This is a genomic window from Enterobacter sp. BRE11 (genome assembly GCF_031844285.1).
Classification (GTDB): domain Bacteria; phylum Pseudomonadota; class Gammaproteobacteria; order Enterobacterales; family Enterobacteriaceae; genus Pantoea.
This window is the reverse complement of the sequence record NZ_JAUZUX010000002.1, coordinates 147,679-162,366: the sequence shown is the minus strand read 5'-3', so window position 1 is coordinate 162,366 and position 14,688 is coordinate 147,679. Positions and strand designations below refer to the sequence as shown.

Genomic DNA, 14,688 nt, shown 5'->3' with positions numbered 1-14,688 from the left:
CCGCTATGGACTTTTCCCGCTTTTTTATCGACAGGCCGATCTTCGCCGCCGTTTTGTCGATTTTGATTTTCGTTACCGGCCTGATCGCTATTCCGCTGCTGCCGATCAGCGAATACCCGGACGTGGTGCCGCCCAGCGTGCAGGCGCGCGCCGAATATCCCGGCGCCAACCCGAAGGTAATTGCCGACTCGGTGGCGACGCCGCTGGAAGAGGCGATCAACGGCGTTGAGAACATGATGTATATGAAATCGGTGGCCGGTTCCGACGGCGTGCTGGTGACCACCGTGACCTTCCGCCCCGGCACCGATCCCGATCAGGCGCAGGTACAGGTGCAGAACCGCGTCGCCCAGGCGGAAGCGCGCCTGCCGGAAGATGTGCGCCGCCTCGGCATCACTACCCAGAAGATGTCGCCGACGCTGACGCTGGTGGTGCATATGTTCTCGCCGCACGGCAAGTACGACTCGCTCTACCTGCGCAACTACGCCACGCTGAAGGTCAAAGATGAGCTGGCGCGCCTGCCGGGCGTGGGGCAGATTCAGATCTTCGGCGCGGGCGAATATGCAATGCGCGTCTGGCTCGATCCCAATAAAGTCGCTGCGCGCGGCCTGACCGCTGCCGACGTAATCGCGGCGATGCAGGAGCAGAATGTGCAGGTGTCGGCTGGCCAGCTCGGCGCTGAACCGCTGAAGAAGCAGTCCGACTTTCTGCTCTCAATCAATACCGCAGGCCGCCTCGAGAACGAGCAGCAGTTCGGCAATATCATCCTGAAAACCTCGGATGACGGCTCGCTGGTGCGGCTGCGCGACGTGGCGCGCATCGAGATGGGCTCCGGCAGCTATGCGCTGCGCTCGCAGCTCAACAATAAGGACGCGGTCGGCATCGGTATTTTCCAGGCGCCGGGCGCCAACGCCATCGATCTCTCTAACGCGGTGCGCGCCAAAATGGCCGAGCTGGCGACACGCTTCCCGGACGATGTGCAGTGGGCCGCGCCTTATGACCCTACCGTGTTCGTGCGCGACTCCATCAGCGCGGTGGTGCATACGCTGCTGGAAGCGGTCGCCCTGGTGGTGCTGGTCGTGATCCTGTTCCTGCAGACCTGGCGCGCCTCGATTATTCCCCTGCTGGCGGTGCCGGTTTCGGTGGTCGGCACCTTTAGCGTGCTCTACCTGCTCGGCTTCTCGCTTAATACCCTGAGCCTGTTCGGGCTGGTGCTGGCGATCGGCATCGTGGTGGATGACGCCATCGTGGTGGTGGAGAACGTCGAGCGTAATATCGCGCTGGGCCTCTCGCCGCAGGCGGCGGCGCATCAGGCGATGCGCGAGGTGTCCGGGCCGATTATCGCCATCGCGCTGGTGCTCTGCGCCGTGTTCGTGCCGATGGCGTTCCTCTCCGGCGTCACCGGCCAGTTCTATAAGCAGTTCGCGGTCACCATCGCGATTTCTACGGTGATCTCCGCCATCAACTCGCTGACGCTGTCGCCGGCGCTGGCGGCGAAGCTGCTGAAGGATCACCATGCGCCGAAAGATATCCCGACGCGCATTATCGATCGCCTGCTTGGCTGGCTGTTCCGTCCGTTCAACCGCTTCTTTAACAGCAGCGCGCACGGCTACGAAGGGCTGGTCGGCAAAACGCTGCGCCGTCGCGGCGCGGTATTTGGCGTCTATGTGCTGCTGCTGGCGGGCGCGGGCTTTATGTTCCACGCCGTGCCGGGCGGCTTTATCCCGACGCAGGATAAGCTCTATCTGATCGGCGGCGTGAAGATGCCGGAAGGCTCGTCGCTGGAGCGTACCGACGAGATGATCCGCAAGATGAGCGAAATCGGCATGAATACCGAAGGCGTGGCCTACTCCGTCGCCTTTCCCGGCCTGAATGCGCTGCAGTTCACCAATACGCCGAATACCGGCACCGTTTTCTTTGGCCTGAAGCCGTTCAGCGAGCGCAAGCACAGCGCCGCAGAGATTAACGCGGAAATCAACGCCAAAATCGCCCAGCTGCAGCAGGGCTTCGGCTTCTCGATTATGCCGCCGCCGATTCTGGGCCTCGGCCAGGGGTCGGGCTATTCGCTCTACGTGCAGGATCGCGCGGGGCTGGGCTACGGCGCGCTGCAGACGGCGATCAATACCCTTTCCGGTGCGGTGATGCAGACGCCGGGCATGCACTATCCCATCTCCTCTTATCAGGCGAATGTGCCGCAGCTCGACGTGCAGGTCGACCGCGATAAGGCCAAGGCACAAGGGGTATCGCTGACCGATCTTTTCAGCACCTTGCAGACCTATCTCGGCTCGTCATACGTCAACGACTTTAACCGCTTCGGCCGCACCTGGCGCGTGATGGCGCAGGCGGACGGCGAGTTCCGCGACAGCGTAGAGGATATCGCCAACCTGCGCACCCGCAATGACCGCGGCGAGATGGTGCCTGTCGGCAGCATGGTGCATATCACCACCACCTACGGGCCCGATCCGGTGATCCGCTACAACGGCTACCCGGCGGCGGACCTGATTGGCGATGCCGATCCGCGCATCCTCTCTTCCGCGCAGGCGATGACCCAGCTGGAGGCGATGTCCAGCCAGCTGCTGCCGAACGGCATGAATATCGAGTGGACCGATCTCAGCTACCAGCAGGCGACGCAGGGCAATACTGCCTTTATCGTCTTCCCGGTGGCGGTGCTGCTGGCGTTCCTGGTGCTGGCCGCGCTCTATGAGAGCTGGACGCTGCCGCTGGCGGTGATCCTGATTGTGCCGGTGACCATGCTGTCGGCGCTGGTCGGCGTCTGGCTGACGGGCGGCGATAACAACGTCTTCGTGCAGGTCGGCCTGGTGGTGCTGATGGGGCTGGCGTGCAAGAACGCCATTCTTATCGTGGAGTTCGCCCGCGAGCTGGAGATGCAGGGCAAAGGCATTGTGGAAGCGGCGCTGGAGGCCTGTCGTCTGCGTCTGCGCCCTATCGTGATGACCTCCATCGCCTTTATCGCTGGCACCGTGCCGCTGATCCTCGGCGAAGGCGCGGGCGCAGAAGTGCGCGGCGTCACTGGCATCACCGTGTTCGCCGGGATGCTGGGCGTTACCCTGTTTGGTCTGTTCCTGACGCCGGTATTTTACGTCACGCTGCGTAAGCTGGTGACGCGTAAGGCGCCGAAAGAGGCGATGCAGACAGCGTAACTATCTATTAAGGGCGGTCAGCGACCGCCCTTTCTTTAGGGAAGGTATTTTTGCTATAGCGTGGGTAAGTCTGTTGCGGCTGAAGAGAAAAACATTCTGGAAGGAATCGGGTGCGCCGCGCTGCGGGGCATAAAAAAAGCCGCTGTTAACGGCTTTTTTTGCACAGGTCTTCGATAGCATCCGGTTCCAGCACCGGCGCGCACTCGGTTTCGTTGCCTTTCTTCAGCTCTTCAAGCGCGTCGGCGACGGTGCGTTTTTCCAGCACCTCCAGCGAAGCCTGCTCGGCTTCATCGGCAATCGATTTGAAATACCAGCAGAGATTGGCGCTGACCAGACAGCGAGGCGCAACGTCCGGACGCGACGCCCATAGCTTTTTATCCTCAATCACCGAGGTATATATATCGCGCAGCGTGATTTCGCTGGCCGGACGCCCCAGATGAATCGAACCGGTGCGGCCAAGCGTCGAGACGATAATGCCATCTCGGGTGAGCGGAACCATCAGCTTACGGATGAAACTGGGATTCGCCTCAAGGCCGTATGCCAGAATGGCGCTGGTCGAGCGTTTACCCATCTGCTCCGCCATCGCTACGCTAAGAACCATTTGCAAAGCTGTCGGGAAGCGGTAATCAAGCATTTCTTTATCCTGAGTTGCGGTGCATCTTATTGTTTTATTGCCGCGTAAGTGAACATTCAGTGAGCAATAAATATAACAAACACTGTTGCTTTTTAGAAGCAAGGCAGCGGTGCCAGGGCACGTATTCATTAAAAGCTAGCTGCCGATAGCACAAGCTGTTCAGCCTGCGTCGCGCCAGCCGCCGCCCTGCCCTTAAAGCGCCTCTGGCGCCGCTGAGGGCAGCCGATTCTTCAGCAGCACTACCAGCGCCACGTTAAGCAGCGCCAGCGCGCAAAGCGTCCACAGCGTAACGGACGCGCCGAAGGTTGCAAACAGATATCCGCCCGCCAGAGGCGTCAGCGCCTGACCGATAAGCGCCGGACGCGCCATCCGGCCGACCACTACGGCATACGCTTCCGGTTTGACCATCGCCAGCGGTAAAGTTCCCCGCACAATGGCGCGCAGGCCATTTCCTGCGCCGTAAAGCACCATGCTGAGAAGCGCAAGCTGCGGGAACAGCGCCAGCGACAGCAGGCCGAGCGCCACCAGGCCTACCGAGAACAAGGCCGTCCAGATGGGATGGCCGCGTTTAAACAGAATATCGACCACGCGCGACCCCACCTGACACGGTCCCAGAATGGCGCTGAGCCCCAGCGCGGCAGCCAGGGTGTAGCCGCTCGCCTGCAGTAAAGCGATCAGCTGTACCGAGATTGCCGTCATGATCACCGAGGCAAGCGTAAAAATGGCGCACAGCAGCCAGAACAGCGACGGCGCGATATCGCTTTGCGGCGCAGGCATCGTCGCTGATTTTGGCTTCACAACCGCCGCCTTGTCCGGCAGCGCGTAAAAATAGGCGGGCAGCACCAGCAACAGCAGCATTGCGGCGATAGCGAAACAGGCGCCGCGCCAGCCCAGCAGATGAATCAGCAACGCGGTGCCAGGCCACACCAGCGAGGTGCAAAAGCCGGAGATCAGCGTAATGCTGGTAATGGCGCTGCGCGCCTGGCCGCCGTAGCGCGTGCCCAGCGTGGCGAACAGCGCGTCGTAAAGCCCCATCGCCATGCCGACGCCGATAATGACCCAGGCGGCAAGGAACAGCGGCAGCGAATGGCTTAAGGCCATCACCGCCAGCCCGACCGCCATCACCGCCCCGCTCAGCGCCAGCATCATCCGGCCGCCGCTGCGCGCGATTATATGTCCGCTCAGCGGCGCCAGCAGGCCGGAAACCAGAATGCCGAGCGACAGCGCGCCGTAGACCCACTGCTGTGACCAGCCGGTTTCCGCGACGATCGGGGCCGCCATTACCGCCATCAGATAAAACGAGCCGCCCCAGGAGAGTATCTGCACCAGCCCCAGCACCACTACCGCCATCACGCCCGGTTTATTCCGTTGATTCACATCCATCACCTTTTTTTACAGTAGCAGCTTTTATAACATGCTATGAGATAAGGAAAAAACCGAAACCGTGCCGGTTGCCTCGCTTTGCCTGTTTAGCCGTCAGGCCGCACGGTTTGTTTTATCATTTCATAAGTATGCTGTAACTAATAGAACAGATTGCGTGCAACGTCGCTCTCTGTCACAGTAAGGTATGTTGTAACTATGGAGACCGCTGATGCGCTACGACCTGATTTCCGACCTGCATGACTGCGCTAACCGCCTCGAAGCGTCGCTGGGGGAGTTGCGCGAGATGATAATGACGCAGCCGCTGCTGATCGCGCGGGTGTTCTCGCTGCCGCCGATAGAAAAAGGCCACGAGCATGACGCCGTGACCGAAATCGCCGTTGAGCAGCACCTGGGGGAAGCCGCGCGCGAGATGGCGCTGGCGCACTTCTGTCGCCTTTTTATGCAGCATCAGTCAGAAAAACTGAGCACCAAAGCGGCCGTTCGCCTGCCCGGCGCCCTCTGCATCGAAGCCGAAGGCGAACGCGAAACTGCTCTTATCGATCAGATCGCGCTGGTGAATCAATACAAAGCGCGGCTGGAGCAGATCATCACCGTGGAGTCAGGCCTGCCGAGCGAAGCGCGCTTTGAGTTCGTGCACCAGCATCTGCGTGGCCTGATTACCCTTAACGCCTATCGCACCATCACCCTGCTGCAGGCGCCGGACAGCCTGCGTTTCGGCTGGGCCAACAAGCATGTGATTAAAAACGTCAAGCGCGAGGAGATTATCGCGCAGCTGGAAAAGAGCCTCAGCGCGAATCGCGCGCAGGCGCCCTGGACGCGCGAGCAGTGGGCGGAAAAGGTGCAGGATGAGCTGGAGAGCGTGCGCGCCCTGCCCGCCACCGCGCGGCTGAAGATCAAGCGCCCGGTAAAGGTGCAGCCCATTGCGCGCGTCTGGCGCGCCGACGAGAAAAAACAGACGCAGCTCGCCTGTCCCTCCCCGATCGTTGTGCTGTGCCGCGACCGCAGCCAGGTGCCGGTGCTGGGCGAACTGCTGAACTACAATGCGGATAACGTGCAGCACCGCTACAAGCCAGCAGCGCAGCCGCTCAACCTGCTGATCCCGCGGCTGCACCTGTGGGTTGACTGTCCGATATAATGTAAAAAGGCCAGCAGCGCTGGCCTTTTATCACGACGGCGGGTTACGCCTTCATGCTGCCGACCATCTCTTCCGGACGCACCCAGGCGTCAAACTCCTCTTCGGTAAGATAGCCCAGCTTCAGCGCCGCGCCTTTCAGCGTCAGCCCCTCTTTATGCGCCTTCTTCGCAATTTCGGCCGCTTTGTCGTAGCCAATATGGGTATTCAGGGCGGTCACCAGCATCAGCGACTCATTAAGCAGCTGCGAAATGCGATCGCGGTTCGGCTCGATGCCGACGGCGCAGTGGTGGTTGAAGCTGTCCATGCCGTCGGCCAGCAGGCGTACCGACTGCAGGAAGTTGTGGATCACCATCGGCCGGAAAACGTTCAGCTCGAAGTTGCCCGACGCGCCGCCGATATTGATCGCCACATCGTTGCCCATAACCTGGCAGCAGAGCATGGTCATCGCTTCGCACTGGGTCGGGTTAACCTTGCCCGGCATGATTGAGCTGCCCGGCTCGTTTTCCGGTATAGAGAGTTCGCCGATGCCGCAGCGCGGGCCTGACGCCAGCCAGCGCACGTCGTTGGCGATCTTCATCAGCGAGGCGGCCAGCCCTTTCAGCGCGCCGTGCGCATGCACCAGCGCATCGGTGGTCGCCAGCGCCTCGAATTTATTCGGCGCGGTGACGAACGGCTGTCCGGTCAGTTCAGCCAGCGCTTTTGCCACGCGCACCGCGTACTCCGGATGGGTATTCAGCCCGGTGCCGACGGCGGTGCCGCCCAGCGCCAGTTCAGCGACGTGAGGAATGCTCTGCTCAATGTGCCGGAGGTTGTGCTCCAGCATCGCCACCCAGCCGGAGATCTCCTGGCCCAGGGTCAGCGGCGTCGCATCCTGCAGATGGGTGCGGCCGATCTTGACGATATCCTGAAAGGCGCTGGACTTCTCGCTCAGGGTTTTCTTCAGCGTTTCAATCTGCGGGATCAGCTTTTCGCGCAGCGCAATCACTGCCGCCACGTGCATGGCGGTCGGGAAGACGTCGTTTGAGCTCTGGCTTTTGTTGACGTCGTCGTTGGGGTGCACCAGGCGCGACATGCCGCGCTCGCCGCCGAGGATCTCGCTGGCGCGGTTGGCCAGCACCTCGTTCATGTTCATGTTGGTCTGGGTACCGGAGCCGGTTTGCCAGATCGCCAGCGGGAATTCGCCGCTGTGTTGATCGGCCAGCACTTCGTCGGCGGCTTTAACAATGGCGTCCGCGCGTTCAGCCGGCAGCAGGCCAAGATCGCGGTTGACGGTGGCGGCGGCGCGCTTGGTCTGCGCCAGCGCATAGACCAGCTCGGTGGGCATTTTTTCTGTCGAGATACGGAAGTGTTCCAGCGAGCGCTGCGTTTGCGCGCCCCATAACTTGTCTGCGGGTACATCAATGGGCCCCATTGAATCTTTTTCAATGCGCGTGGCTGCCATGTCTACGTCTCCTTTAGCACAGGTTGTGGTGATTGGTCGCCCAGCGCGAGAAGAATGCTGGACGCGCAGAATGCTTGCATACAAGAATTTAACATTATGCGAGTCATAAGCGATGTTTGCACTTCATATGTATTCCCGGTGCCATTTTCTGCTTTAATAGGCGCAATAACTTCCCGTGATTAAAGGGTTAATCATGCAAAAAATGGTCAATTCGCTGCAAAATTACGCATGGGGCAGCAGAACTGCCTTAACGGAACTCTACGGCATCGCTAACCCCAGCGGCGCGCCGATGGCGGAGCTGTGGATGGGCGCGCACCCAAAAAGCCCTTCGCAGGTCGAGGTCAAGGGCGAGCGCCGCTCGCTGCGCGACCTCATCGACGCCGCGCCCGAAGAGACGCTCGGCTATGCGGTAGCGAAACGCTTTGGCGAACTGCCGTTCCTGTTTAAAGTGCTGTGCGCCGCTCAGCCGCTCTCAATTCAGGTCCATCCCAGCAAAAGCGCGGCGGAAGAGGGTTTCGCAAGGGAGAACGCGGCAGGCGTTCCGCTCAATGCGCCGGAGCGCAACTATAAAGATGCCAACCATAAGCCAGAGCTGGTCTATGCGCTGACCCCTTTTCAGGCGATGAACGGCTTCCGTGAGCTGCCGGAGATCGCCTCGCTGCTGCAGCCGCTGGCAGGCGCGCATCCGCAGATCGCCCACTTTTTGCAGCACCCCGACAGCGATAATCTGGCGGCGCTGTTCACCACCCTGCTGTCATTGCAGGGGGAAGCGAAGTCGCTGGCGCTGGGCGTGCTGAAAGCCGCGCTCAACGCGCGCGACGGCCAGCCGTGGGAGACCATTAAGGCGATTGCGGCGGATTACCCGGACGACGGCGGACTGTTTTCGCCGCTGCTGCTGAACGTGATTACGCTACAGCCGGGCGAAGCGATGTTTCTTTACGCCGAGACGCCGCACGCCTACCTCAACGGCGTGGCGCTGGAGGTGATGGCCAACTCCGATAACGTGCTGCGCGCCGGCCTGACGCCAAAATATATCGATATCCCCGAGCTGCTCGCCAACGTCAGGTTTCAGTCAAAACCGGCGTCGCAGCTGCTGACCCAGCCGCAACAGCAGGATCGCGCCCTGAACTTCCCTGTTCCGGTGGAGGATTTCGCTTTCGCCATTCACGCGCTGGACAGCGAACCGCAGCCCCTCTCGCAGGAGAGCGCGGCAATCCTGTTTTGCATTGAAGGCGAGGCGACGCTGACGCTGGGCCAGCAGCAGCTGACGCTACATCCCGGCGAATCCTGCTTTGTGCCCGCCAGCGACGGCACCCTGAAAGCCACCGGCAGTGGTCGCCTGGCGCGCGTTTTTAACGCATTGCGCTGATTAGCCTGACGGGACTGGCGCTAACTGCTATTATTTCAATCTATTAGCGAAAAACGCCCGCGGGCGTTTTTCTTCCCTCGCCGGACGTCGGACAGCGGCGTAAGCGGACACAAGGATAAGGACGACTCAGCAATGAAAAAGACCAACGTTGCCGTAGGTGTGATTATCGCCCTGGGCGTAATCTGGACCGGCGCGGCATGGTTTACCGGTAAGCAGCTGGAAAGCCATATGGATGAACTGGTGCAGAACGCCAATACGCAGCTTAACGCCCTGGCGCCCAACAGCCGCCTCAAGCTCAGCTATCAGGATTACCAGCGCGGCGTCTTCAGCAGCACCACGAAGCTGGTGCTGCAGGCCAACTCGCAGACCGAAGATAACGCGTTTCTGAAGCCCGGTCAGAGCATCGTCTTCAACGAAACCATCGATCACGGCCCTTTCCCGTTCGCCCAGCTGCGTCGCTTTACGCTGATCCCGAGCATGGCGTCAGTGCACACCGAGCTGGAAAACACCGATGCGCTGAAAAACCTCTTCGCCCTGACCGACAATAAGTCACCGGCAAATGCGGATACCCGCATCGGCTACAGCGGCGCGACCGATACCGCCCTGCACTTTTTGCCGGTTAATTATCAGAATGCGCAGACCGGCCAGCGCGTGGCGACCAACGGCGGCACGCTAAACGTCAGCGCAGACAGCAAAGGCGATAAAGTCTCAGTAGACAGCGATATCGACAGCATCGCCATCACCAGCAAAAACGAGATGGGCATGCCGGTGCTGTTTACCGCTAACGGCGTGAAGGTGAGCGGCAATACGCACCTGACGCCAGAAGGCGTGCGCATCGGCGATCAGAAAGTCGAGCTGGAGAAATTCAACGCCAGCGTCAACGGCAAGGATGCGCTGACGCTGCAAAAGCTCAACGGCACCTCATCGTTCGATAACAAAGCGGGCAAAATCAGCGGCAATATCGACTATCGCGTCGATAACGTGCACCTGCAGAACAACGATTTTGGCAAAGCGAAGCTGAGCATGAAGCTGGCGCAGTTTGACGCTCAGGCGGTGAAAGCGTTCTCCGATAACTATCATGCGCAGATGCAGGAGCTGCTGAATCAGCCGGGCCTGGCGAACGACCCGATCCGCTATCAGGCCGGCGTCAACACGATTCTGCTGAATAACCTGCCGACGCTGCTGAAAGGCGCGCCGATGGTCAGCATCGCACCGCTGAGCTGGAAAAATGAAAAAGGCGAAAGCACCTTTAACCTCACGGCTAACTTCAACGATCCCGCGACCGTTACCGGACAGCCGCAAAATCTCTCCGGCATGGTGGATCGCGTGCTGAAGAGCTTATCGGCCAAACTGGTGATCAATATGCCGATGGCGACCGAAGTGATGCGCAACGTTGGCCTGGCCGAAGGCTATACCGGTGACGACGCGCAGAAGCTGGCGGACCAGCAGGTGAAAGGCCTGGCGGCGATGGGCCAGATGTTCCGCCTGACCCAGCAGCAGGATAACAATATCGTCACCAGCCTGCAGTACAACGGCGGCCAGGTGAACATGAACGGCGACACCATGACGCTGGAGCAGTTTATGTCGCGCTATATGCTCGGCCTGCCCACCAGCGAAGGCATGCCGCAGTAAGCGCAAGCGGCACGATAGCTAAAGCGACCTGCGGGTCGCTTTTTTTATTTCCAGCCGCCGCTAACAAGGCTCGGCGTTAAAATCGTATGCTGGCTGGCGATATCCGGCGCGCTAAGCCGCAGCAGAATGCGCGCCGCGGCGGCGCGCCCCATCTCGCGCGCCGGGCTGCAGATATAGGTGAGCGGCGGATCGCCTGGATTCGCCTGCGGCTCGTCGCTGAAACCTACCAGCGCTATCTGCTGCGCCTCCTCGCTGTCAACCGCGCCCTGGCCCAGCGCCTGTCCGCTACGCAGCAGCGCGACGTAGCTGCCGAGCGCGGTAGCGGTGTCGGCGGCGATAAGGGCCGTCAGCTGCGGGTGGCGCTGCAGCAGCTGCGTAGTCGCCTCAGCCGCCGCCTGCTGGCTCATTTCACACGCGATAATCCACTCCGGCTTAAACGGCAGGCCGTACTGCAGCAGCGTGGCGCAGTAGCCGCCGATACGCTCGGCGCGCATCAGCGACGCGTTGCTGCCGCCTAGCCAGGCAATATGCTGATGTCCCTGACGGATAAGGTATTCGGTCGCCATGCGCGCCCCCAGCGCATTATCGGGCCGCAGGCTGTCCGTTCCCTCCAGATAACTGGCGCGTGAGGCGCAGATCAGCGGCAGCTCAAGCTCGGCAGCGCGCGTGACCAGCGCCGCGCCGTTATCTGCGTCGCCGCCCAGCACTATGCCGTCGACACCCTGCGCCACCAGCGACTCGAAAGCGCGCGCCAGGTGCTGCCCCTGCGCGCCGCTCTGAGCCAGCACCAGCATCCTGTCATGCGCCGCCAGCGCCTCGCTGAGCCCGGCCGTCATCTCTGCATAAAACCGCTGGCTCATCTCCCTGACGATCAGGCCGATGACGCCGCTGGTGCCGCCGCGCAGCGCGGCCGCGCTGCGGTTACGCACATAGCCTGACTGCTCGATCGCCTCATTGACCCGCGCCGCCGTAGCGGGAGAGATACGACCTTTGCCGGACAGCACCAGCGAAACGGTGGTGACAGAGACGCCAGCCGCTTCAGCGACATCGTTAATGGTGATTTTTTGCTGCGACATAGGGCACGCCTGCGAAAAGGGGGTTACGTAACCGCATTATAAAGGTAAAACGTTTAACCTGAAAAAAACCTGCTGATTAATTCACCTGTTATCAGGCGGAAAGCGGGTTAAACATAAGGTAAAACGTTTTATCTTTTATTTTACCTGTCGGCTCCTCTGGCCGTGTCCGGTTGCTCAGTCTTCTGGTCAGGCTCAGAATGCCGACGCTATTCTTCTCTGGTTCTGGCTAGCCTTATGGAGATAACTGGCGCAGACGCCAGAAAGCGCGGGCGGTCGCGACCGACAGGTGTGACAACGTCACGAAAAGCGGCTGTGCCTGCGCCGTAAAAAGCGAACCCGGTCTCCGTCTGCCATGCCCGCCCTGATGCGCGCTTAAGCCCTTTCGCTTACTATCCCAGCAGTTGTGGCGCAGGTTGCGCAAAGGGCTCGCCATGTTGCGCACCTTGTTTCTATAATGGTCTGCACTTTTATTCCTGTCAGAGAGTGCAGCATGTTCGATTCCAGCCTTCCCGTTACCGATATCCATCGCCATCTTGACGGCAACATCCGCGCGCAAACCATTCTGGATTTAGGCCGCCAGTTTAACCTCGCCCTGCCCGCCGCCACGCTGGAAGCGCTGCGCCCCCACGTTCAGGTGGTGGAAAACCAGCCCGACCTGGTAAGTTTCCTGAATAAGCTCGACTGGGGCGTTAAGGTGCTGGGCGATCTGGACGCCTGTCGCCGTATCGCGCTGGAAAATGTGGAAGATGCGGCGCGCGCCGGCATTCACTACGCCGAGCTGCGCTTCTCGCCGGGCTATATGGCGATGAACCATAACCTGCCGGTGGCGGGCGTGGTGGAAGCCGTTATTGACGGGATTAAGGCGGGCTGTCAGAAATATAACGTCGACGTGCGCCTGATCGGCATTATGAGCCGCACCTTCGGCGACGAAGCCTGTCTGCGCGAGCTGGAAGGCTTGCTGGCGCACCGCGATCATATTACCGCCGTCGATCTGGCTGGCGATGAGCTGGGCTTTCCCGGCAGCGAGTTTCTGAGCCACTTTACGCAGGCGCGCGACGCCGGTTTTCGCGTGACGGTGCATGCGGGCGAAGCGGCCGGTCCGGAGAGCATCTGGCAGGCGATCCGCGAGCTGGGTGCCGAGCGTATCGGCCACGGCGTGAAGGCGATTGAAGACCGCGCGCTGATGGATTTTCTCGCCGAGCACCGCATCGGCATCGAGTCCTGCCTGACCTCCAATATCCAGACCAGCACCGTCTCCTCGCTGGCGCACCACCCGCTGAAAGCGTTCCTGGAGCACGGCATCCTGGCAACCATCAATACCGACGATCCGGCGGTTCAGGGCATTGAGCTGGCGCATGAGTATCAGCACGCGGCGCCCGCCGCCGGGCTGAGCGCCGCGCAGATCCGCCAGGCGCAGGAGAACGGTTTGACCATCGCGTTCCTGAGCGACGCTGAGAAAACCGCTATCCGCAATAAAGTGCAGGCGTAAAAAAAGGCCGCGAAGGCGGCCTTAGCTTGTTAGTAATGTGCTGACGCAGGTGACATAGTCCGATCGCAAAAACGCCATCCCTGGCGGTTCGGCCCGCGCAGATACGCACCTCATCCTTGAGGTGCGCCCGTCGCCGGGCCAACGCTTTGCGTTGTTCAAAAACGTTCCCGACGTTTTTGTCCTTGCGCGGGACGCTCTGCTCTTCGGGCTATGTTACCCGCGTTTTGAGTTTTCAGTCGTCTGCGGGCGGGCGATGGCTTTATATATGCAGCTCGATGCGCAGTAAACCTTTTCTCGTTACTTCAGCGAGAGCGTCTGGCGCTTCTCCGCCGACTGCAGCCCCAGCTCGATCAGCTCCATCACCTGGATCGCCTCTTCCGCCGTCACCGGATTATTGCCGCGCCCGTTAATCGCATCGCGCACCGCCGCATAATAGGCAGGATAGTTGCCCGGCTGCGTCATCAGCGTCTCTTCCTTGACGCCTTCGCCGTCGGCCAGCGTCAGCACGCCGTCGCGCATATCGTAGCCCCACTCTTCAGCGGGCGGAAAATCGCCCGCCTTCAGCCGATCTTCCTGCGGATCCAGACCATATTTCACGTAGCTGCCGCGCATGCCGTGCACCACATAGCGCGGCGACTCGGCCGCCACCAGCATGCTGGCGTGCAGCACCACGCGACGCTGCGGATAGGTCAGCGTGGCGTGGAAGTAGTCGGTGGTCTGCGCGCCGGGACGCATCTCCGCCATATCGACGTTAATGGCGACCGGCGCGCCGAACAGCTGCAGCGCCTGATCGAGCAGATGCGGTCCCAGATCGTACCAGATGCCGCTGCCAGCGCCTTTCATCTCGCGCCAGCGCTGACGCACTTCGGGGCGGAAGCGGTCGAAATGGGATTCAAAATAGCGCACGTCGCCCAGCGTGCCCTCTTTCAGCAGCTGTTTCAGGGTCAGGAAATCGCTGTCCCAGCGGCGGTTGTGGAAGACGGAAAGCAGCAGGCCTTTGGCTTTCGCCAGCGCGTCCAGCTCGCGCGCCTGTGACAACGTCACGGTAAAGGGCTTATCTACCACCACATGCTTGCCTGCGTTCAGCGCAGCCTTGGCCAGTGGAAAGTGGGTATCGTTGGGCGTCGGGATCACGATCAGCTGCAGCGACGGGTCCTCTAACAGCGCCTGAGGATCGGCCACAACGGTTACCTGCGGCCAGTCAGCGTGCACTTTCCCTTCGTCGCTACTGGAGATGGCGGCCAGCTCAACGTCCGGCGTGCCCGCAATCAGCGGCGCGTGAAACGTCTTGCTCGCGAAGCCGTACCCTATCAGTCCAACACGAAGTTTGTCGCTCATTATCACTCCTCTTATTCGCATACCCGACTGATT

At 60.8% G+C, this 14,688-nt stretch carries 10 protein-coding genes; 5 read left to right on the top strand and 5 right to left on the bottom strand.

The genetic code is table 11. The features are described from left to right. Positions 1-5: 5 nt before the first annotated feature. On the top strand, positions 6-3,158 hold the full coding sequence (gene oqxB / locus Q9R34_RS02920; RefSeq protein ID WP_485892320.1) for a multidrug efflux RND transporter permease subunit OqxB: 3,153 nt from the start codon (positions 6-8) through the stop codon (positions 3,156-3,158). A gap of 145 nt (positions 3,159-3,303) precedes the next feature. On the opposite strand, the gene Q9R34_RS02915 is transcribed toward oqxB, so the two are convergent. Next, a complete protein-coding gene (locus tag Q9R34_RS02915; protein WP_224481430.1) occupies positions 3,304-3,792 on the bottom strand; it encodes an RrF2 family transcriptional regulator in 489 nt (162 codons plus the stop codon). A gap of 192 nt (positions 3,793-3,984) precedes the next feature. After that, entirely contained in the window at positions 3,985-5,175 is a 1,191-nt protein-coding gene (locus Q9R34_RS02910; RefSeq protein WP_485892318.1) for an MFS transporter, read from the bottom strand. Between the two features lie 205 nt (positions 5,176-5,380). On the opposite strand from Q9R34_RS02910, the gene tus reads away from it, so the two are divergent. After that, positions 5,381-6,310, top strand: a complete 930-nt coding sequence (gene tus / locus Q9R34_RS02905; protein ID WP_485892459.1) for a DNA replication terminus site-binding protein — start codon at positions 5,381-5,383, stop codon at positions 6,308-6,310. A gap of 43 nt (positions 6,311-6,353) precedes the next feature. On the opposite strand, the gene fumC is transcribed toward tus, so the two are convergent. After that, complete coding sequence (gene fumC, locus Q9R34_RS02900; protein WP_434124891.1) at positions 6,354-7,751, bottom strand: class II fumarate hydratase; 1,398 nt, start codon at positions 7,749-7,751, stop codon at positions 6,354-6,356. Positions 7,752-7,944: 193 nt separating this feature from the next. Between fumC and manA the strand changes: the two genes are divergently transcribed. Together manA and Q9R34_RS02890 are read left to right on the top strand one after the other, a co-directional pair. Further along, positions 7,945-9,120, top strand: a complete 1,176-nt coding sequence (gene manA / locus Q9R34_RS02895; RefSeq protein WP_485892317.1) for a mannose-6-phosphate isomerase — start codon at positions 7,945-7,947, stop codon at positions 9,118-9,120. Between the two features lie 132 nt (positions 9,121-9,252). After that, the gene (locus Q9R34_RS02890; protein WP_485892316.1) at positions 9,253-10,752 is read left to right on the top strand and encodes a YdgA family protein; all 1,500 of its coding nucleotides are present in this window, start codon (positions 9,253-9,255) and stop codon (positions 10,750-10,752) included. Positions 10,753-10,796: 44 nt separating this feature from the next. Here the strand turns inward: Q9R34_RS02890 and malI are convergent, their stop codons facing one another. Beyond that, entirely contained in the window at positions 10,797-11,828 is a 1,032-nt protein-coding gene (gene malI, locus Q9R34_RS02885; protein WP_485892315.1) for a Mal regulon transcriptional regulator MalI, read from the bottom strand. Between the two features lie 490 nt (positions 11,829-12,318). Here malI and add point away from each other — a divergent pair, with 490 nt between their 5' ends. Then, entirely contained in the window at positions 12,319-13,317 is a 999-nt protein-coding gene (add, locus tag Q9R34_RS02880; protein ID WP_434124887.1) for an adenosine deaminase, read from the top strand. 297 nt (positions 13,318-13,614) lie between these two features. Here the strand turns inward: add and Q9R34_RS02875 are convergent, their stop codons facing one another. After that, the gene (locus Q9R34_RS02875; protein WP_434124886.1) at positions 13,615-14,655 is read right to left on the bottom strand and encodes an oxidoreductase; all 1,041 of its coding nucleotides are present in this window, start codon (positions 14,653-14,655) and stop codon (positions 13,615-13,617) included. Between the last annotated feature and the right edge of the window lie 33 nt (positions 14,656-14,688).

Coding starts and splice junctions, on each gene's coding strand:
- oqxB (WP_485892320.1), top strand. CDS start 6: ATGGACTTTTCCCGCTTTTTTATCGACAGGCCGATCTTCGCCGCCGTT.
- Q9R34_RS02915 (WP_224481430.1), bottom strand. CDS start 3,792: ATGCTTGATTACCGCTTCCCGACAGCTTTGCAAATGGTTCTTAGCGTA.
- Q9R34_RS02910 (WP_485892318.1), bottom strand. CDS start 5,175: ATGGATGTGAATCAACGGAATAAACCGGGCGTGATGGCGGTAGTGGTG.
- fumC (WP_434124891.1), bottom strand. CDS start 7,751: ATGGCAGCCACGCGCATTGAAAAAGATTCAATGGGGCCCATTGATGTA.
- manA (WP_485892317.1), top strand. CDS start 7,945: ATGCAAAAAATGGTCAATTCGCTGCAAAATTACGCATGGGGCAGCAGA.
- Q9R34_RS02890 (WP_485892316.1), top strand. CDS start 9,253: ATGAAAAAGACCAACGTTGCCGTAGGTGTGATTATCGCCCTGGGCGTA.
- malI (WP_485892315.1), bottom strand. CDS start 11,828: ATGTCGCAGCAAAAAATCACCATTAACGATGTCGCTGAAGCGGCTGGC.
- add (WP_434124887.1), top strand. CDS start 12,319: ATGTTCGATTCCAGCCTTCCCGTTACCGATATCCATCGCCATCTTGAC.
- Q9R34_RS02875 (WP_434124886.1), bottom strand. CDS start 14,655: ATGAGCGACAAACTTCGTGTTGGACTGATAGGGTACGGCTTCGCGAGC.